This window comes from Cupriavidus sp. FW305-3-2-15-C-LB2 (assembly GCF_058787575.1).
In genome coordinates this window covers 51,134-70,382 of the sequence record NZ_JBYSZW010000036.1, presented here as the reverse complement: position 1 = coordinate 70,382, position 19,249 = coordinate 51,134, and the positions used below count along the sequence as shown (strand labels likewise).

General features: G+C 67.3%; 15 protein-coding genes and 2 tRNA genes. 9 read left to right on the top strand and 8 right to left on the bottom strand.

Annotation, left to right across the window (positions count from 1 at the left end; translation table 11 throughout):
* Nucleotides 1–76 precede the first annotated feature (76 nt).
* The 6 genes from AC3WRR_RS23690 to mnmC form a co-directional block, all read right to left on the bottom strand.
* Nucleotides 77–152, bottom strand: a tRNA-Val gene (locus tag AC3WRR_RS23690).
* A gap of 192 nt (nucleotides 153–344) precedes the next feature.
* Nucleotides 345–2,756 (bottom strand): endopeptidase La, encoded by a 2,412-nt coding sequence (lon, locus tag AC3WRR_RS23685; RefSeq protein ID WP_010810086.1) that lies wholly within the window; start codon nucleotides 2,754–2,756, stop codon nucleotides 345–347.
* A 255-nt stretch (nucleotides 2,757–3,011) separates the two neighbouring features.
* Nucleotides 3,012–4,289: an ATP-dependent Clp protease ATP-binding subunit ClpX gene (gene clpX / locus AC3WRR_RS23680; RefSeq protein ID WP_010810087.1), complete on the bottom strand. Its 1,278-nt coding sequence runs from the start codon at nucleotides 4,287–4,289 to the stop codon at nucleotides 3,012–3,014.
* Nucleotides 4,290–4,520: 231 nt separating this feature from the next.
* Nucleotides 4,521–5,171 (bottom strand): ATP-dependent Clp endopeptidase proteolytic subunit ClpP, encoded by a 651-nt coding sequence (gene clpP, locus AC3WRR_RS23675; protein ID WP_011615108.1) that lies wholly within the window; start codon nucleotides 5,169–5,171, stop codon nucleotides 4,521–4,523.
* A gap of 103 nt (nucleotides 5,172–5,274) precedes the next feature.
* Nucleotides 5,275–6,630, bottom strand: coding sequence for a trigger factor (gene tig / locus AC3WRR_RS23670; protein WP_010810089.1), 1,356 nt, complete (start codon nucleotides 6,628–6,630; stop codon nucleotides 5,275–5,277).
* Nucleotides 6,631–6,859: 229 nt separating this feature from the next.
* Nucleotides 6,860–8,833, bottom strand: a complete 1,974-nt coding sequence (mnmC, locus tag AC3WRR_RS23665; protein ID WP_439668767.1) for a bifunctional tRNA (5-methylaminomethyl-2-thiouridine)(34)-methyltransferase MnmC2/FAD-dependent 5-carboxymethylaminomethyl-2-thiouridine(34) oxidoreductase MnmC1 — start codon at nucleotides 8,831–8,833, stop codon at nucleotides 6,860–6,862.
* Nucleotides 8,834–8,989: 156 nt separating this feature from the next.
* Here mnmC and AC3WRR_RS23660 point away from each other — a divergent pair, with 156 nt between their 5' ends.
* Nucleotides 8,990–9,847, top strand: a complete 858-nt coding sequence (locus tag AC3WRR_RS23660) for a 23S rRNA (adenine(2030)-N(6))-methyltransferase RlmJ (RefSeq protein WP_010810091.1) — start codon at nucleotides 8,990–8,992, stop codon at nucleotides 9,845–9,847.
* Here the strand turns inward: AC3WRR_RS23660 and AC3WRR_RS23655 are convergent.
* Entirely contained in the window at nucleotides 9,822–10,196 is a 375-nt protein-coding gene (locus AC3WRR_RS23655) for a VanZ family protein (RefSeq protein WP_010810092.1), read from the bottom strand. The two genes, AC3WRR_RS23660 and AC3WRR_RS23655, sit on opposite strands and share 26 nt — an antisense overlap.
* Before the next feature lie 274 nt (nucleotides 10,197–10,470).
* Between AC3WRR_RS23655 and AC3WRR_RS23650 the strand changes: the two genes are divergently transcribed.
* The 3 genes from AC3WRR_RS23650 to AC3WRR_RS23640 all read left to right on the top strand — a co-directional run bounded on the left by AC3WRR_RS23650 (nucleotide 10,471) and on the right by AC3WRR_RS23640 (nucleotide 12,091).
* Nucleotides 10,471–10,557 (top strand) — tRNA-Leu (locus AC3WRR_RS23650).
* Nucleotides 10,558–10,786: 229 nt separating this feature from the next.
* Entirely contained in the window at nucleotides 10,787–11,587 is an 801-nt protein-coding gene (locus tag AC3WRR_RS23645; RefSeq protein ID WP_010810093.1) for an IclR family transcriptional regulator, read from the top strand.
* 156 nt (nucleotides 11,588–11,743) lie between these two features.
* Entirely contained in the window at nucleotides 11,744–12,091 is a 348-nt protein-coding gene (locus AC3WRR_RS23640) for a hypothetical protein (protein WP_011615103.1), read from the top strand.
* A gap of 22 nt (nucleotides 12,092–12,113) precedes the next feature.
* On the opposite strand, the gene AC3WRR_RS23635 is transcribed toward AC3WRR_RS23640, so the two are convergent.
* Nucleotides 12,114–13,361 carry a Zn-dependent hydrolase gene (locus AC3WRR_RS23635; RefSeq protein WP_010810095.1) on the bottom strand — a complete coding sequence of 416 codons (1,248 nt, stop codon included), beginning with the start codon at nucleotides 13,359–13,361 and terminating at the stop codon, nucleotides 12,114–12,116.
* 215 nt (nucleotides 13,362–13,576) lie between these two features.
* On the opposite strand from AC3WRR_RS23635, the gene AC3WRR_RS23630 reads away from it, so the two are divergent.
* The 5 genes from AC3WRR_RS23630 (at nucleotide 13,577) to AC3WRR_RS23610 (ending at nucleotide 19,238) form a co-directional block, all read left to right on the top strand.
* Nucleotides 13,577–15,199, top strand: a complete 1,623-nt coding sequence (locus tag AC3WRR_RS23630; RefSeq protein WP_492298270.1) for an ABC transporter substrate-binding protein — start codon at nucleotides 13,577–13,579, stop codon at nucleotides 15,197–15,199.
* Nucleotides 15,200–15,321: 122 nt separating this feature from the next.
* Nucleotides 15,322–16,272, top strand: coding sequence for an ABC transporter permease (locus AC3WRR_RS23625; RefSeq protein WP_010810097.1), 951 nt, complete (start codon nucleotides 15,322–15,324; stop codon nucleotides 16,270–16,272).
* A 10-nt stretch (nucleotides 16,273–16,282) separates the two neighbouring features.
* Complete coding sequence (locus AC3WRR_RS23620; protein WP_010810098.1) at nucleotides 16,283–17,170, top strand: ABC transporter permease; 888 nt, start codon at nucleotides 16,283–16,285, stop codon at nucleotides 17,168–17,170.
* A 3-nt stretch (nucleotides 17,171–17,173) separates the two neighbouring features.
* Complete coding sequence (locus tag AC3WRR_RS23615) at nucleotides 17,174–18,214, top strand: ABC transporter ATP-binding protein (RefSeq protein WP_492298268.1); 1,041 nt, start codon at nucleotides 17,174–17,176, stop codon at nucleotides 18,212–18,214.
* A gap of 10 nt (nucleotides 18,215–18,224) precedes the next feature.
* Nucleotides 18,225–19,238 carry an ABC transporter ATP-binding protein gene (locus tag AC3WRR_RS23610; RefSeq protein WP_010810100.1) on the top strand — a complete coding sequence of 338 codons (1,014 nt, stop codon included), beginning with the start codon at nucleotides 18,225–18,227 and terminating at the stop codon, nucleotides 19,236–19,238.
* Nucleotides 19,239–19,249: the final 11 nt, after the last annotated feature.

Sequence of the window (19,249 nt, the reverse complement as noted above, 5' to 3'; positions counted from 1 at the left end):
TCGGCCGGAGGGAGATGAAAATACCAACAAAAAAGGACTTAGATCGCTCTAAGCCCTTGATTTTGTTAGTCAAGCGTGGTGGGTGCTGAGGGGTTCGAACCCCCGACCTACGCCTTGTAAGGGCGCCGCTCTACCAACTGAGCTAAGCACCCGCTCGACCATCACAGGCTGGCTGCCTGCAACTTGCTGATCGCTCCACACCTCGCGGCAGTTGCCGTGGTTTGCGTTGCGAGGGCGCAAGTGTAATACAGGTGATTTCAGTTTGCCAAGACCTGTGCGCGCAAAAAAAAACGCCGCCGGGCATCGCTGCCCCGCGGCGTTTCGTTCATGCGGCCAAAGCTGTGTCAGTGATGCAGACGCTCAACCTTGGCCGTGGCCTTGTCCGCCACTTCGGCGGGCTTGGCATCTTCTTCAGGCAACGCCTCGGGCTTGCGCTCGAGCGCCAGTTCCAGCACCTTGTCGATCCAGCGGACCGGCACGATCTCGATGGCGTTCTTCACGTTGTCGGGGATCTCGGCCAGATCCTTGACGTTTTCCTCCGGGATCAGCACCAGCTTGATGCCGCCCCGGTGGGCCGCCAGCAGCTTCTCCTTGAGGCCCCCGATCGGCAGCACCTCGCCGCGCAGCGTGATCTCGCCGGTCATGGCGACATCCGCGCGCACCGGGATGCCGGTCAGCACCGACACCAGCGCCGTGGTCATGGCACCGCCTGCGGACGGGCCGTCCTTGGGCGTGGCGCCTTCAGGCACGTGGATGTGGATGTCGCGCTTCTCGAACATCTCATCCGTGATACCCAGGCGGCGTGCCCGCGAACGCACCACCGAACGTGCGGCCTCGACCGACTCCTTCATCACATCGCCCAGCGAACCGGTACGCGTGATGTTGCCCTTGCCCGGCATGATCGCGGCTTCGATGGTCAGCAGATCGCCGCCCACCTCGGTCCACGCCAGACCGGTGACCTGGCCAACCTGGTTTTCCTTGCCGGCCAGGCCGAAATCGTACTTGCGCACGCCGAGGAATTTGTCCAGGTTCTCGGAATCGACCTTGATCGTGCCCGACTCCTTCTTCAGCAGCAGCAGCTTGACCACCTTGCGCGCGATCTTGGAGACCTCGCGTTCCAGCGAACGCACCCCCGCTTCACGCGTGTAGTAGCGGATGATGTCGCGGATCGCGCTTTCGGCAACCTCGATCTCGCCTGCCTTCAGACCGTTGTTCTTGATCTGCTTGGGCAACAGGTAGCGCTGCGCGATATTGACCTTCTCGTCCTCGGTGTAACCCGACAGGCGGATCACTTCCATACGGTCGAGCAGCGGCGGCGGGATGTTGAGCGAGTTCGACGTCGCCACGAACATCACGTCGGACAGGTCGAAGTCCACTTCGATGTAGTGGTCCTGGAACGTGTGGTTCTGTTCCGGGTCCAGCACCTCGAGCAGCGCCGACGACGGATCGCCGCGGAAATCCATGCCCATCTTGTCGATCTCGTCGAGCAGGAAGAGCGGATTGCGCACGCCGACCTTGGACAGGCTCTGCAGGATCTTGCCCGGCATCGAGCCGATATAGGTCCTGCGGTGGCCGCGGATTTCGGCCTCGTCACGCACGCCGCCCAGTGCCATGCGCACGAACTTGCGGTTCGTCGCGCGCGCCACCGACTGGCCGAGGGAGGTCTTGCCCACGCCGGGAGGCCCGACCAGGCAGAGGATAGGTGCCTTCACCTTGTCCACGCGCTGTTGCACCGCGAGGTACTCGAGAATGCGTTCCTTGACCTTCTCCAGGCCGTAGTGGTCTTCATCCAGCACGCGCTCGGCGTTGGCGAGGTCGTTGTTGACCTTGCTCTTCTTGCGCCACGGCAGGTTCACCAGCGTGTCGATGTAGTTGCGCACGACGGTGGCTTCGGCCGACATCGGCGACATCAGCTTGAGCTTCTTGAATTCGGCGTCGGCCTTCTTCTTGGCTTCCTTCGGCATCCGCGCAGCCTTGATGCGCTTGTCGAGTTCTTCCAGGTCGGCGCCTTCTTCGCCCTCGCCGAGTTCCTTCTGGATGGCCTTGACCTGCTCGTTCAGGTAGTACTCGCGCTGGCTCTTCTCCATCTGGCGCTTGACGCGGCCACGGATGCGCTTTTCAACCTGGAGGATGTCGATCTCGCCCTCGAGCTGCGACAGCAGGCTTTCCAGGCGTTCGGTCACATTGACCATCTCCAGGATCTTCTGCTTCTGCTCGAGCTTGATCGGCAGGTGCGCGGCGATGGTGTCCGCCAGGCGGCCTGCCTCGTCGATGCCCGACAGCGAGGTCAGGATCTCGGGCGGGATCTTCTTGTTGAGCTTCACGTACTGGTCGAACTGCGACACGATCGCGCGGCGCAGGGCCTCGGTCTCGGCGCTTTCGCCAGGTGCGGGCGGCACGGGCACGGCTTCGCACATAAAGTGCGCATCGTCCTCGCTCACCTCGCGGATATTCGCGCGCTGGGTACCCTCGACCAGCACCTTCACGGTACCGTCGGGCAGTTTCAGCATTTGCAGGATATTGGCGATGCAGCCGACCTCATACAGGTCGTCGGCGGTCGGCTCGTCCTTGGCCGCCGTCTTCTGGGCCACGAGCATGATGCTCTTGCCCGCCTCCATCGCAGTCTCAAGCGCCTTGATGGACTTCGGGCGTCCCACGAACAGCGGGATCACCATGTGCGGAAACACCACCACGTCGCGCAGCGGCAACAGTGGGAGGCGAATCGGCTCGGCCGGGAGGAGTTGTGTTCCGGACATCATTTTCCCCAAGTCAGTCATTTAAGGCGTAAATTGGGCCGCCCGAATCGATTACAAGATACGTGCCAATCGATTCATCAAGGCAGGCAGATGCCGCTCCCTGCACTTGCTGGCCCCTCTGAAACAGCATACCCGCGTTTCCTCCCTCTCGTCGGTAGAAATAAACAAAAAAAGCCGCTCGCTTCTACGCGAACGGCCTTTTCGCCCGGCTGCCGGTGTGGTCCCGACCACTTACCACGTCTGGCAGCCCTCGCGTCAGTTGGACCCCGCCACCTTGGGCTGCTGCTCTTCGTACATCAGCAGCGGAGGTGCATCGCCGTTGATCGTATTTTCATCGATCACCACCTTCTGCACGCCCTTGTAGTTGGGCAGGTCGTACATGACGTCCATCAGCGACTGCTCCAGGATCGAACGCAGGCCACGGGCGCCGGTCTTGCGGCGGATCGCCTTGCGGGCGATGGCGCTCAGCGCACCCGGGCGGATTTCCAGCTCGACGCCTTCCATAGCCAGCAGCTTCTGGTATTGCTTGACCAGCGCGTTCTTGGGCTCGACCAGGATCTGCATCAGCGCGGCCTCGTCCAGCTTGGACAGCGTGGCGACCACCGGCAGGCGGCCGATCAGTTCGGGGATCAGGCCGAACTTGATCAGGTCTTCCGGCTCGGTCTGCGGCAGCACTTCGCTGGCGTCGCGCTCTTCCTTGCTCTTGACCTGCGCGGCAAAGCCGATGCCGGTCTTGTCCGAGCGCTGCATGATGACCTTCTCCAGGCCATCGAAGGCGCCGCCGCAGATGAACAGGATATTGGTCGTGTCCACCTGCAGGAAGTCCTGGTTCGGATGCTTGCGGCCACCTTGCGGCGGCACCGATGCCATGGTGCCTTCGATCAGCTTGAGCAGTGCCTGCTGCACGCCCTCGCCCGACACGTCGCGGGTGATCGACGGGTTGTCGGACTTGCGCGAGATCTTGTCGATCTCATCGATGTAGACGATGCCGCGCTGCGCCTTCTCGACTTCGTAGTTGCAGTTCTGCAGCAGCTTCTGGATGATGTTCTCGACGTCCTCGCCCACGTAGCCGGCTTCGGTCAGCGTAGTCGCGTCGGCGATCACGAACGGCACGTTGAGCAGGCGCGCCAGCGTCTGCGCGAGCAGCGTCTTGCCCGAGCCGGTCGGCCCGATCAGCAGGATGTTGCTCTTGGACAGCTCGACATCGTCCTTCTTGCCGAGGTGCTTGAGGCGCTTGTAGTGGTTGTAGACCGCCACGGCCAGGATCTTCTTGGCCTGTTCCTGGCCGATCACATACTGGTCCAGGCTTTCGCGGATCTCGTGGGGCGTGGGGAGGTCCGAGCGCGCGGCCGCGGCGGCGTCTTTCTCGGATGCCGTGGCCTCGTCGCGAATGATCTCATTGCACAGGTCGATGCATTCGTCGCAAATGAACACCGACGGGCCGGCAATCAGCTTCTTGACCTCATGCTGGCTCTTGCCGCAGAAGGAGCAGTACAGAAGCTTTTCGCTGGATGAACCTTTTTTGTCCGCCATAGGAATCAGTCACTTATGCAGGGCGCACACCGCGGGGCGACAGGCTCCCCAGCGATACGCTTCAAACGCATCATACGCCAAAACAATTGGCACCACCGGCGGTTCCCCCCGGCTGTGGGGCAAAAGCAAAAAACGAGGCACGGGGCCTCGTTCCGGTGTAGCCTTCGCCATTTGAGCCCGTGCCAGCCTGGCCGGCCGCCGCTGCGGATTGCGCCACGGCGGCCCGCTGCATCAGCCGCGGCGGGCGAGGACCTTGTCGATCAGGCCGTAGTCAACTGCCTGGTCGCCGCTCATGAAGTTGTCGCGATCGGTATCGCGCGCAATCTTCTCGACCGGCTGGCCCGTCACCTCGGACAGGATGGTGTTGAGCCGCTCGCGCAGGTACAGGATCTCGCGCGCCTGGATCTCGATGTCAGAGGCCTGGCCACGCGCGCCGCCCAGCGGCTGGTGGATCATGATGCGCGAGTTGGGCAGCGCCGAACGCTTGCCCTTGGCGCCAGCCGCCAGCAGGAACGCGCCCATGCTTGCCGCCATGCCCATGCACAGCGTGGACACGTCCGGCTTGATGAACTGCATGGTGTCGTAGATCGCCAGCCCCGCCGATACGGAACCGCCCGGCGAGTTGATGTACAGCGACACGTCCTTGTCGGGGTTCTCGCTCTCGAGGAACAGCAGCTGGGCCACCACCAGGTTGGCGGTCTGGTCGTTGACCTCGCCCACCATGAACACCACGCGCTCCTTCAGCAGGCGCGAGTAGATGTCATAGGCGCGCTCGCCCCGGCCGGACTGCTCGACGACCATCGGCACCAGCCCCAGGCCCTGGGTTTCCAGTGCCGAAGCCTGCGTGGTGGCGAGACGGTCAAGCAAATCATTGCGGGTCATGCATGTTCTCCATGGATTCGTCGGATCGCAAGGCAATCCGGGGTAACTCGGGAAGCTGCCCCCGCCCCACGCCGTGGCGCGGGGCTGCGGGTCACTTCCGGCCTCAGGCTTGCTGCTGGTTGCCTTCGGCGGTGAGTTCCTCGAAGGACACCTTCTTGTCGGTGACCTTGGCCTTGCCGCATACGAAATTTACCACGTTGTTTTCGAGCACGTAGGCTTCCATTTCGGCCAGGCGCTGCTGGTCGCCGTAGTACCAGCGCATGACTTCCTTCGGGTCTTCGTAGCTCTTGGCGAAGTCCTCGATCTCGGCCTTGATCTGGTCAGCCTTGGCTTCCAGGCCGTTGGCCTTGACGATCTCGGCCAGGATCAGGCCCAGCTTGACGCGGCGCTCGGCCTGCTGCGCGAACATCTCGGCCGGGATCGGCATGTCCTTGGCGTTGGGCATGCCACGCTGCTCCAGGTCGCGGCGGGCCATTTCCACCAGGCGTTCCTGGTCCTGCTCGATCAGGGCCTTGGGCACGTCCAGCTCGCTGGCCTTCAGCAGCGCTTCCATGACCTGGTCCTTCAGCATGGAGTGCGTGCGGCGCTTCACTTCGCGCTCGAGGTTCTCGCGGATGTCGGCGCGCATCTTCTCGACGCTGCCGTCGGCGATGCCCAGCGACTTGGCGAAGGCATCATTGACTTCCGGCAGGTGCGCCCACTCGATCTTCTTCAGCGTCACGGTGAACTCGGCGGTCTTGCCGGCCACTTCCTTGCCGTGGTAGTCCTCCGGGAAGGCCAGCGGGAAGGTCTTGCTTTCGCCGACCTTCAGGCCCAGCGCGGCCTGCTCGAACTCGGGCAGCATGCGGCCTTCGCCCAGCACGAACGGGAAGTCCTCGGCCTTGCCGCCGGCGAACTCTTCACCGTCGATCTTGCCGACGAAGTCCAGCGTCACGCGGTCGCCGTTCTGGGCGGCGACGTCGGCACCGCCGTCGCCATGCTCGCCGGCTTCGCCGCGGGCGTGGTAGTGCACGCGCTGCTTGCGCAGGATGTCGATGGTCTTGTCGACTTCGGCATCGGTGATTTCAGTGCCGGTGCGGGTGACTTCGGCAGCCGACAGGTCGCCGATGGTCACTTCCGGGTACACCTCGAAGGTGGCGTCGAAGGCGACTTCGTCCTCGCCCACGCCGTCGTTCTTGATCTCGAACTTGGGCTGGCCGGCAACCTTGACGTCCTGTTCCTTGGTGATGTCGAAGAACTTGCGCGCGGCCTTGTCGAAGCGCACTTCGAACTCGACCTGCTGGCCGTACTGCTTCTCGACCATCTTCATCGGCACCTTGCCCGGACGGAAGCCCGACATCTTCACGGTCTTCGACAGGCGAACCAGGCGCTCCTGCTTTTCCTTCTCCACTTCGGCCTTGGGGATGGCCAGGGTCACCTTGCGGTCCAGCTTGCCGAGGTTCTCAATCACGTTCGACATGGTCGTAGATCCAATCCAGAAAATGTAGTTGTGTTCGTAGGTGCTACCGCTTGCGCATGTACCGCCCGCTTTACCGCCACGGCGCCGTCACGACAGGACGGCCGGGGCGGCGCACCGGCGAACGGGAAGCTCCGCGCAAACGGAAAACGGGGATTATCGCACGGTTTTCATTCGCTTCCGGCAGATTTTGCCCGGAACGGGCCTGGAACCGCCCGCCGGACCCGCGGCGCTATCCCGTGTGCCCGTGACGCAGCGCGCGCAGCAGCAGGCGTGCCGGATCCATCGCATCGGCCAGGTCCGACTCCAGCGGCAGCGGCTCGCCCTCGATCTGGCTGGCCAGCAGTTCCGCGCCCAGCGCTGCCCAGGTGAGGCCGCGCGAGCCATATGCAAGGGCGGCGTAGAGCCCGGGCATGCGCGGCAGGTCCCGCAAGTGCGCGCCGCGCAGCGATGCGGCCTGCGCCAGCGCGGCGGCCTCGTCAGGGACCTGGCCGACCAGCGGCAGCCGGTTGTGCGTGACCGTGCGCACGCCGACATAGCCGGAGAGCGTCGCGGGATCGATGGCGGCCACGGCATCGGCCTGGCGCGGCAGCATGCCGGACAGGCGCGCCAGGTTGGCCGCGTGGACCGCCGGCTGCTCCACCAGCGGGCCCTCGTCGGCGTCGTAGCTGGAGCCGACCCGGCCAGCGCCGTCCGCGGTGCGCGGCAGCAGGTAGCCGGCACCAGTCACCACGCAATCCGGCCAGCCGCCGAGCGCATCCACCTGCGCGGATGCCAGCGCGGTCAGCTGCCCGCGCACGCGCCGCATGGTCCAGTGCTGCTGCGGCAGCAGTTGCTGCGCCTCATGCGCGTTGGCCAGTACCAGCACCGGCGCCGATGCCAGCACTTCGCCGTCCTGCCCGAGCGCCTGCCATTGCCCGTCGACGCGCGCGATTGCAGCAACCCGGCAGCCGAAACGTGCCGTCACCGCAGCGCCCGCTTGCGCCAGCTGCGCCGAGCAGATGTCAGGCGGCGCCACCCAGCCGCCTTGCGGGAACCACAGGCCGCCACGCGGCACGCCGGCATGGTGGGCCGCTGCCGCCTCTTCAGCGCTCATCCAGCGCACGAACCCTTCCGGCAAGCGCATCGCCGCCAGCGCGGCGCGCTGGGCCTCGCCCTCGGCTTCGTCCTCGCCGATCTGCAGCACGCCGCAGCCATGCCAGCCGACCGCATGGCCGGCCTCGGCCAACTCCGCCCAGGCACGCAGCGCGTACTGGTTGCCGGTGCGCGACAGCCGCGACAGCAGGCTGTCGTCGGCGGACAAATGTGCGTGCATGGCCGCCGCGCGATGCGCCGAGGTCTGCCGCGCCGGCCCGTCGTGGCCATCGAACAGCGTCACGCGCCAGCCGCGCGCGGCCAGCCGTTCGGTCACGGCGCAGCCGGCCAGGCCGGCGCCGATCACGATGGCATGGCGCTCGGCCCATTGGGCCGGCAGTGGCGGCGCATGGCGGCGCGCTTTCCATTGCGGGCGGAAGCTCGCGACGGTCATTTGCCACTTGCCGCCAAAGCCGGGCGCCCTGCTGACTTCGAAACCGACCTCCTTGAGCCCGCGCCGCACAAAGCCCGCGGCCGCCCACGTGGCCAGCCTGGCGCCTGGCCGGGCCAGCCGCGCCAGTCCGCGGAACACTTGCGGCGACCACATCTCCGTATTGCGCGCCGGCGCGAAACCGTCCAGGTAAAAGGCATCCGCGCCGGCCGCCAGCCGCGGCAGCATCTGCTCGATATCGCCCAGTGCCAGCGTCAGCACCACGCGCCCGCCGTCGAAGGCCAGGCGGTGCAGGCCCGGCAGCGCCAGCGGCCATTGCGCCTGCAGCGCCTGCGCCAGCGGCTGCAGCCCGTCCAGCCCGGCGTGCAACTGCGCCAGCCCTTCGCGGGTGAACGGGTGCTTTTCGATCGAGACGAAATGCAGCGTGCCGCAGCGCTGGGGATCATCGCGCCACGCCTGCCAGGTAGCCAGGAAATTCAGCCCCAGGCCGAAGCCAGTCTCGACGATGACGAACTGGCGCTGACCGACCCACGCCTGCGGCAGGCCGTTGCCACCCAGGAAGACATGGGCGGCCTGCGCCAGCCCGCCTTCGGTGCTGTGGTAGACGTCGTCGTAGCGGGGCGAATACGGGATGCCTTCGGCAGAAAGGATCGGCTCGGCGGGCTCTAGTGCGCGCGGCATGGGACAGGAAATTCGGCGAAAAGCAAAATGCCCGGGCGGATTCGCCGGGGCGTGGGAGCGGGCTTGGTAATTCGCGCCGGATGGTAGCATAGCGGCCTTCCCGCAGACCGCATCGCCCTGCCCCTTGATTTGCGCCGTCCAGGCGCCCCGCTCCACATGCTCAGCTACCGTCACGCCTTCCACGCCGGCAACCATGCCGATGTCCTCAAACACGCCGTCGTGGTGCAACTGCTTGAGCACCTGGCGCAGAAGGACAAGGCGTTCTGGTATATCGACACCCATGCCGGTGCCGGCCTTTACGCGCTGGATCACGCCTACGCGCAGAAGAAGGCCGAATTCGAAACCGGGATCGCACCGCTGTGGCGTGCCGCCGCCAGCGGCACCCAGCTGCCGGCGATGCTGGACGAATACCTGGACCAGGTGCGCGCGCTCAACCCGGACGGCAACCTGCGCCACTACCCCGGCTCGCCCTGGCTGGCCTGGCAGATGCTGCGCGAGCACGACCGGCTGCGGCTGTTCGAGCTGCACAGCACCGAGATCCAGGTGCTGCGCGACAACTTCCGCGGCGCCGGGCGCCGCGTCATGCTGTACGACGGCGACGGCTTCGGCGGCATCAAGGCCATCCTGCCTCCGCCGCCGCGCCGCGCGCTGGTGCTGGTCGACCCGTCCTACGAGGACAAGCAGGACTACGCCCGCACCGTGCAGACCATCCGCGACGGGCTGGAGCGTTTTGCCACCGGCGTCTATGCGGTCTGGTACCCGCAGGTGCAGCGGCGCGAATCGGCGCAGCTGCCGGTGCAGCTCAAGGGCCTGCCGCTCAAAAGCTGGCTGCACGTGACCCTGACCGTCAGGCATCCGGTCGAGGGCGGCCTGGGCCTGCATGGCAGCGGCATGTTCATCGTCAATCCGCCGTGGCGGCTGAAGGAATCGCTGCAGCAGGCCATGCCGGTGCTGACCGACCTGCTCGGCCAGGACGATGGCGCAAGGTTCACGCTCGAAGCCGAGGAGAACTGAGGCGGCGCACCAGCCAGTCCAGCGCCATGCCCGCGGCCAGGCCGACGCTGTCGGCCAGCAGGTCGAGCCAGTCGGCCTCGCGGTAGCCGGTCTGCCCCTGCAGCAGTTCGATCAGCGCGCCGTACGCCACCAGCCCCAGCAAGACGGCCCAGCCACGGCCGCTGTAGGCGCGCCGGCCCAGCACGCCCAGCACCGCGAACGCCAGCATATGGTTGGCCTTGTCCCAGCCGGTGGTCGGCAGGGGCTGCGTCGGCGGCATCAGCGACAGCGCCAGCACCGCGGCCGCGCAGCCCCAGAACAGCAGGCGCCAGCGCAGCGGGGTCAGGGTCGGGACGGCAATCATCGGCATGTGTGCGTCATCTGGAAAGCCGACAATATATCCCTGCCGCCTGCCGCAGGCACCGGAGCCCCCGGCGGGGCTGGATTCCCCCCGCGCCTTGCGCTACAATCCGCAGCCTCGTTGCACTACAGGCGCAAGCCATGCCGACACCACGGTTCGGCGGCCAGAGCCGGCAGAGCGGACAGAAGAAAGGCGGGCAGTTCCAGCCGCCTTTTTTTGCTTTCCTGTCCGGCGCAAGCCAGCGAGCATCGCGGCCGCCCGCCCGGGCAGCGCCGCAAGGACCGCGAGGGTGGCGAAATTGGTAGACGCACCAGGTTTAGGTCCTGACGCCAGCAATGGTGTAGGGGTTCGAGTCCCCTCCCTCGCACCACCCGCCCTTCTAGTGGCGGGCTGACAACTTCCGTTTCCCAATCCCCTTCGGCACGCTTTTTCCGGCAGGCACCCCCGCGCCGCGGCACTTTCCAGCCTGCGCCAGTGACGGTATCATTTCGCCATCGTATCGATAATCGATACATATGTATATTGGTGCAATACTCACTCATCGTGGTGCAGCCATCCCGTGGATGGTGCCGCCCGGTCCCTTCGCCCGCGACGCAACTATGCCGTCAAAACCCGTCCCGCCACCCGCGCCCGACCGCGACAACCCGCTGTTCAACCAGTCGCTCGAAAAAGGCCTCGAAGTCCTGCGCGCCTTCAACGGCGTCCACCGTACGCTGACCCTGTCGGAACTGGCCGCGCTGACCGGCATGAACAAGAGCTCGGCGCAGCGCACCATCCATACCCTGGAAGCGCTGGGCTATGTCGACAAGCACCCGCAGACGCGGCGCTTCCGGTTGACGCCGCGGGTGATGGAGATCGGCTACAACTATCTGGCGGCCGATGCGCTGATCCCGGTGGCCAGCCCCTACCTGTCGCAGCTGGCCGCGGCCAGCGGCGAGACCGCCAACCTGACCGAGCCGGTCGGGCTGGACATGGTCTACGTGGCCCAGCTGATGACCGCCAAGCACATGCCGGTGCTGACGCCGGTGGGCATGCGCATCCCGATGTATTGCACCAGCTCCGGCCGGGCCTACCTCAGCACGCTGCCCGACGAGCAGGTCCTGGCGATGCTGGAGCAGTCGGCACGCGTGGCGCGCACGCCCGCGACGCTGACCGGCGTGGATGCGATCTTCGAGCGCGTGGCGGCGTGCCGCCGGCTGGGCTACGCCAGCAATGAAGAGGAACTGTTCATCGGCGACATGGGCCTGGCCGCGCCCATCGTCAACAGCCAGGGCGTTGCGGTCGGCGCGGTGCACGTGTCGCCGCCGGCCAGCCGCTGGAGCATGGCCGAGGCGCAGAAAAAGCTGGCGCCACTGGTGATGGAATGCGCGCGGGCGATCTCGCGTTCGATCGCACACTGAGGCCCGGCACGGCGAAGGCCGGCCAACTCGCGCAGGGGTGGTAGAACACCTGAGTGCCAGTGCCTTTCGCGGACCCTTGCCGCGATCTATGCTGAAGGTGTCGGAGCGGCACCGAGCCGTTCCGGCATCTTCACCTCAGCCCTGATCGGAGGGCATATGAAATTCCCTGCCTTGCTGTTGGCAGCGTCGATGGCCGCTGGCTGGTCATCGCTCGCCTATGCTGCCGGATGCCAGTACGACATGCAGTGCAAAGGAGAGCGGATCTGCCAGCAAGGGCAGTGCGTCTTTCCTGACGCGGAAGAAACCGCGGAAGCCGGTGGGCCGGCGCCGCTGCCGGCGACCAAGCGCACGCCAGCGCCGCCGCCAGCCCGCGGGTGCTGCACCGTGGCAGGCAAGCTCAAGCTGTCACCGGCCGCGGCCTCGGATACCAGCCTGGCGAGCGGCGATGCGTGCCAGGGGCTGACCGCCTCGGGCAAGCCGGTTCCCGGCACGATCTGCAACTAGCCTCTGGATCTGGCGCGGGCGCCTAGCGCGCGTGCGCCAGCATGGCCTGCAGCAGCACGTTGGCGCCCGCCTCGACATGCTCGGGCAGCGCGTCTTCCAGCTCGTTATGGCTGATGCCGTCCTTGCACGGCACGAAGATCATGCCGGTGGGCGCGCGCCGCGCGACGTAGACCGCGTCGTGGCCGGCGCCGCTGACCACGTCCATATGCGGCAGGCCCAGCGCCGTGGCCGCGCGCCGCACGCTGTCAACGCATTCGGGCGCGAACACGCACGGCTCGAACTTCACCACCTGGCGGATCTCGACCTCCACGCCGGCGGCCACAGCAATGCCTTCGAATGCCGCCTGCATGGCCGCGTGCATGCGGTCCAGCCCGGCCTGCGACAGGTTGCGGAAGTCGACCGAGAAATCGACCCGGCCCGGAATCACGTTGCGCGAGTTCGGCGTGACCTGCAGATAGCCGACCGTGCCGCGCCCGTGCGGCGCCTCGTCGCGCGCGATCCGGTTGACCGCCTCGACCATGCGCGCGGCCGCCAGCATCGCGTCGTGGCGCAGCGCCAGCGGCGTCGGGCCGGCGTGCGCGTCCATGCCGGTCACGGTCACGTCGTACCACTGCTGGCCCAGCGCGCCCGAGACCACGCCGATCGGCAGGCCGGCCGCCTCCAGCACCGGCCCCTGCTCGATATGCGCCTCGAAGTAGGCCGCGAACATGCCGCCCGGCACCGCGCCCGCCGGCTGCGCGCCGCGGTAGCCGATCGCCGCCAGCGCGTCGCCCACGCTGACGCCATCCACATCGGTCTGGGCGCGCGCAAAAGCCGCGTCGAACTCTCCGGCAAATACGCCCGAGCCCATCATCACCGGCGTGAAGCGCGTGCCCTCCTCGTTGGTCCAGAACGCGACCTCCAGCGGCGCGCGCGTGACGATGCCCAGGTCGTCGAGCGTGCGCATGACTTCCAGGCCGGCCAGCACGCCGAAGTTGCCGTCGAACTTGCCGCCCGAGGGCTGGGTGTCGATATGGCTGCCGGTGGCCACGGCGCGCGCGTCGGGGTCGCTGCCGGCGCGGCGCGCGAAGACGTTGCCGATCTCGTCGACGCGCACGTCGAGCCCGGCCTCGCGGCACCACTGCACCACCAGGTCGCGCCCCTTGCGGTCGGCTTCGGTCAGCGCGATGCGGCACACGCCGCCCCTGGGCGTGGCGCCGATCGCGGCGAGGTCCATCAGCGATTGCCACAGGCGGGCGCCATTGATGCGGGGAAGGTGTAGCTGGTCCATGTCTGGTTGCGGGTGGGGTGAGGGAGAGGAAACGGCAGCAGGTTCAGCAAGAAGCAGACCACCGTAGCCGGCACTTCGGCCCGCATTCCCGGCCCTGCCACCGTGGCACATGACTTGCTTTGCAGACATCCGTCCCCTCAAGCCAACCCAGGAGCAAGCCTGTGCACCACGATCCCTCCCTTCTCGCGAAAGGTCTCAAGTCAGCTGCCTCGGTCATGAGCGCCGCCGTGCTGTCGCTGCTCGCGCTGCCCGGTGCCGCCCATGCCGACAAGGTGCTGCGCATCGGCATGACCGCCGCCGACATCCCGCGCACGCTCGGCCAGCCCGACCAGGGCTTCGAGGGCAACCGCTTCTCCGGCATCCCGATGTACGACGGCCTCACCCAATGGGACCTGTCCCGGGGCAACGGCCCCAGCCTGCTGATCCCGGGCCTGGCCACCGAATGGAAGGTCGACGCCGCCGACAAGACCAGATGGGTGTTCAAGCTGCGCCCCGGCGTCAAGTTCCACGACGGCACCCCGTTCAACGCCGATGCCGTGGTCTGGAACGTCGGCAAAGTGCTGGACAAGACCGCCAGGCAGTTCGATCCCAGCCAGGTCGGCGTGACCGCCTCGCGCATGCCGACGCTGCGCACGGCCAAGAAGATCGACGACTTCACCGTGGAGCTGGTCACCTCCGAGCCGGATTCGTTCCTGCCCTACAACCTGACCAACCTGTTCATGGCCTCGCCCACGCAGTGGGAGAAGAAATTCGCCGCGGTGCCGGCCTCGGTCACCGATCCGGTCGAGCGCTCCAAGCAGGCCTGGGTCGCGTTTGCCGCCGATGCCGCCGGCACCGGGCCGTTCAGGATGAGCCGCTTCGTGCCGCGCGAGCGCCTGGAAGTGGTGCGCAATGCGCAATACTGGGACACGAAGCGCGTGCCAAAGATCGACAAGGTGGTCATGGTGCCGATGCCCGAGGCCAACGCGCGCACCGCCGCGCTGCTGTCGGGCCAGGTCGACTGGATCGAAGCCCCGGCACCCGACGCCATCGCCCAGATCAAGAGCCGCGGCTTCCAGGTCTATGCCAATGCGCAGCCGCATATGTGGCCGTGGCAGCTGTCGTTCGCGCCCGGCTCGCCATGGCTGGACAAGCGCGTGCGCCAGGCCGCCAACCTGTGCGTCAACCGCAGCGGGCTGAAGACGCTGCTGGGCGGCTACATGGCCGAGGCCAAGGGCATCGTCGAAGCCGGCAACCCGTGGTGGGGCAATCCCAAGTTCGATATCAAGTACGACCCGGCCGCTGCCAAAAAGCTGATGCAGGAGGCCGGCTACTCCGCCGCCAAACCGGTCAAGGTGAAGGTGCAGGTGTCGGCGTCGGGTTCCGGCCAGATGCAGCCGCTGCCGATGAACGAATACGTGCAGCAGAACCTGAAGGAGTGCTTTATCGACGTCGACTTCGACGTGGTCGAGTGGAACACCCTCTTCACCAACTGGCGCGTCGGCGCCAAGGACGCCAGCGCGCACGGCGCCAATGCCATCAACGTCAGCTTTGCGGCAATGGACCCGTTCTTCGCCATGGTGCGCTTTGTCAGCACCAAGACCCAGCCGCCGGTCTCGAACAACTGGGGCTACTTCGGCAATGGCGAGTTCGACAAGCTGATCGAGAACGCGCGCACCTCGTTTGACGAGAAATCGCGCGACGCGGCGCTGGCCAGGCTGCATGCCCGCATCGTCGAGGAGTCGCCGTTCGTGCTGATCGCGCACGACGTCGGCCCGCGCGCGATTTCGAAGAAGGTCAAGGGCGTGGTGCAGCCGCAGAGCTGGTTTATCGATATCGCGACGATGTCGATGGACTGATCCCGGCCGCGCCCGACGGACGCCGCGCGGCAGCCCCGCCGCCGCGCGGCCCGGCAATCCCGCCCGGTCTTCCCCGCGTGCCGCGCACGGCGCACGCACGCCCCAACTTGCCGGATCCTCCCATGCAATACCTGTTCCGCCGCATCCTCTATGCCATCCCCATCCTGCTCGGGGTGGCGCTGCTGTGCTTCTCGCTGGTCCATATCGCCCCCGGCGATCCGCTGGTGTCGGTGCTGCCGCCCGACGCCTCGGAAGAGCTGCGCCGCCAGCTGACCGCACTCTATGGCTTCGACAAGCCCTTCCTGGAGCAATTCGTGCACTGGCTGGGCCGCGCGCTGCAAGGCGACCTGGGCACGTCCATCGCCACCAGCCGCCCGGTGATGGCCGAAGTCGGCGCCGCCGTGGTCAATTCCCTGCGCCTGGCCACCGTGGCCACGCTGATCGGCTTCAGCTTCGGCTGCCTGTTCGGCTTTGTCGCCGGCTACCTGCGCGACTCCGTGGCCGACCGCACCGCTTCGCTGCTGTCGGTGCTGGGCGTCAGCATCCCGCACTACTGGCTCGGCATGGTGCTGGTGATCGCATTCTCGGTGCTGCTGGGCTGGCTGCCGGCTACCGGCGCCGGGCCGGGCGGTTCGGGCGACTGGGCATGGGACTGGGAGCACATGCAGTACATGCTGCTGCCGGCGGTGACCATGTCGGTGATCCCGATGGGCATCGTGGCACGCACGGTGCGCGCGCTGGTGGCCGAGATCCTGGCCAACGAGTTCATCGTCGGCCTGCGCGCGCGCGGCCTGTCCGACCTGGCAGTGTTCCGCCATGTGCTCAAGAACGTGGCGCCGACCGCGCTGTCGGTGATGGGCCTGCAGCTGGGCTACCTGCTGGGCGGCTCGATCCTGATCGAGACCGTGTTCTCGTGGCCCGGCACCGGCTTCCTGCTCAACTCCGCCATCTTCCAGCGCGACTTCCCGCTGCTGCAGGGGACCATCCTGGTGCTGGCCGTGTTCTTCGTGCTGCTCAACCTGCTGGTCGATGCGCTGCAGACGCTGTTCGACCCGCGCATCCAGCGCAACTGAGGAGACCGCCATGGACATGACTGTCGATCAATCACCGGCCGCCGCCGCGGTGCAGCGCTCGCCCGGCTACTGGACCACGGTGGGCCGGCGCCTGCTGCGCAACCGGCTGGCCATGCTGGCCGCGCTGGTGCTGCTGGGGCTGGTGCTGATGGCGCTGTTCGCCCCGGTGCTGATGCCGGCCGACCCGTACGCGGCATCGATCCTCAAGCGCCTCAAGCCGATCGGCACCGAGCACTTCCCGCTCGGCACCGACGAGCTGGGACGCGACATGCTGTCGCGGCTGATGCTGGGCGCGCGGCTGTCGCTGTTCATGGGCATCACGCCGGTGCTGCTGGCCTTTGTCATCGGCAGCGCACTCGGCATCGTCGCAGGCTATGCCGGCGGCTGGACCAACACCGTGATCATGCGGCTCACCGACATCCTGTACGCCTTCCCGTCGGTGCTGCTGGCGATCGCGCTGTCGGGCACGCTGGGCGCGGGCGTGGGCAATGCGCTGCTGTCGCTGACCATCGTCTTTATCCCGCAGATCGTGCGCGTGGCCGAGAGCGTGACCACCCAGGTGCGCAACCGCGAGTTTGTCGATGCGGCGCGTGCTTCCGGGGCATCGTCGCTGACCATCGTGCGCGCCCATGTGCTCAACAACGTGCTTGGACCGATCTTCGTCTATGCCACCAGCCTGATCTCGGTGTCGATGATCCTGGCCTCCGGGCTGTCCTTCCTGGGCCTGGGCGTCAAGCCGCCGGAGCCGGAGTGGGGCCTGATGCTCAACACGCTGCGCACGGCCATCTACACCCAGCCGTGGGTTGCCGCCCTGCCCGGCGCCATGATCTTCCTGACCTCGGTCTCGTTCAACCTGCTGGCCGACGGCATCCGCTCGGCCATGGAAATCAAGGACTGAACCATGCCAGCACTGATGCAGGCCCCTTCGCCACAGGCCGGCCGCGATGTCGGCGGCCCGGCGCAGCCGCTGGTGATCGCCCACCAGCTGGTCAAGCACTTTCCCATCAAGTCCGGCCTGTCCGGCCTGCCCGGCCTGCGCGCGCGCGCCGCGTCCGTGCGCGCGGTCGATGGCGTCAGCTTCGACGTGCTCAAGGGCGAGACGCTGGGCGTGGTCGGCGAGTCCGGCTGCGGCAAGTCCACCACCGCGCGGCTGCTGATGCAGCTGACGCAGCAGGACCGCGGCGAGCTGATCTTCGACGCGCAGGGCGTGGGCTCGGCCCAGCTGCCGATGAAGCAGTTCCGCAGCCAGGTGCAGATGGTGTTCCAGGACAGCTATTCGTCGCTGAACCCGCGCCTGACCATCGAGGAGTCGATCGCTTTCACGCCACGCGTCCATGGCGTGCCGGCGCGCGAAGCCACCGAGCGCGCCCGCTACCTGCTGCAGCGCGTCGGGCTCGATCCGGCACGCTTTGCCGGGCGCTACCCGCACGAGCTGTCGGGCGGGCAGCGCCAGCGCGTCAACATTGCCCGCGCGCTGGCGCTGCGCCCGCGGCTGGTGATCCTGGACGAGGCGGTCTCGGCACTGGACAAGTCGGTGGAGGCGCAGGTGCTGAACCTGCTGCTGGACCTGAAGGCCGAGTTCGACCTGACCTACGTCTTCATCAGCCACGACCTCAACGTGATCCGCTACCTGTGCGACCGCGTGATGGTGATGTACCTGGGCAAGGTGGTGGAGATCGCGGATACCGAGACCCTTTATCGGCACCCGGCGCACCCGTACACGCGCGCGCTGCTGGCGTCGATGCCGTCGATGGACCCCGACCGCCGCACCGCGGTCGCGCCGCTGGCGGGCGACCCGCCCAACCCGATCAACCCGCCGTCCGGCTGCAGCTTCCATCCGCGCTGCGCCATGGCGCAGGACGTGTGCGCGCGGCGCGAGCCGCAGCTGACCGACCTGGTGGCCGGGCATCCGGTCGCCTGCCTGCTGGCCGCCGCACCCTGAGGAGCTCACCATGTCCACCAACCCGCAAGGCACACCCGGCGCGCCGATGATCTCGGTGCGGGACCTGCACGTCACCTTCTCCGGCGGCGGCAAGACCATCCGCGCCGTCAACGGCGTTTCGCTCGACGTGGGCGCCGGCGAGGCCGTGGCCCTGATCGGCGAATCCGGCTCCGGCAAGAGCGTCACGCTGCGCGCGCTGATGCGCCTGCACCCGCCGCGCCGCACCCGCATGGCAGGCCAGATCCGCGTCGACGGCGCCGAGGTGATGGCGCTCGACCAGCGCGCGCTGGCCCGGCTGCGCGGCGGCACCATGGCGATGGTGTTCCAGGAGCCGCTGCTGGCGCTGGACCCGGTCTACACCGTGGGCCAGCAGATCGTCGAATGCATCCGCACCCACGACAAGGTCTCGGCCGCCGAGGCGCGCTCGCGCGCGCTGCAGGCGCTCGAGTCCGTGCGCATTCCCAGCCCGGAGCGGCGGATGGCAGCGTATCCGCACGAGTTGTCGGGCGGCATGCGCCAGCGCGCGATGATCGCGCTGGCACTGTCGGCGCGGCCCAGGATCCTGCTGGCCGACGAGCCTACCACCGCGCTGGACGCCACCGTGCAGATCCAGGTGCTGATCCTGCTGCGCGAGCTGCAGCGCGAACTGGGGCTGTCCATCGTCTTCGTCACCCACGATATCGGCGCCGCGGTGGAGATCGCCGACCGCGTCGCGGTGATGTACGGCGGGCGCATTGTCGAAGAAGGCCCGATCCGCACCCTGCTGCGCGCGGCGCGCCACCCCTACACCATCGCCCTGCTGCAGAGCCGCCAGCATGGCATGGACCGCGGCCAGCGGCTGCAGGCCATCGGCGGCGCCCCGCCCGACCTGGCCGCGCTGCCGCCAGGCTGCACCTTTGCACCGCGCTGCCCGCATGCGCGCCCGCAATGCCTGGCCGAGGTGCCGCAGGCGGTCACCGTCGGCACCGGGCACCGCGTCAGCTGCGTGCTGGCCGCCGAGCCCGCGGTCGCCACCGCGGCATGACCCCCATCCCA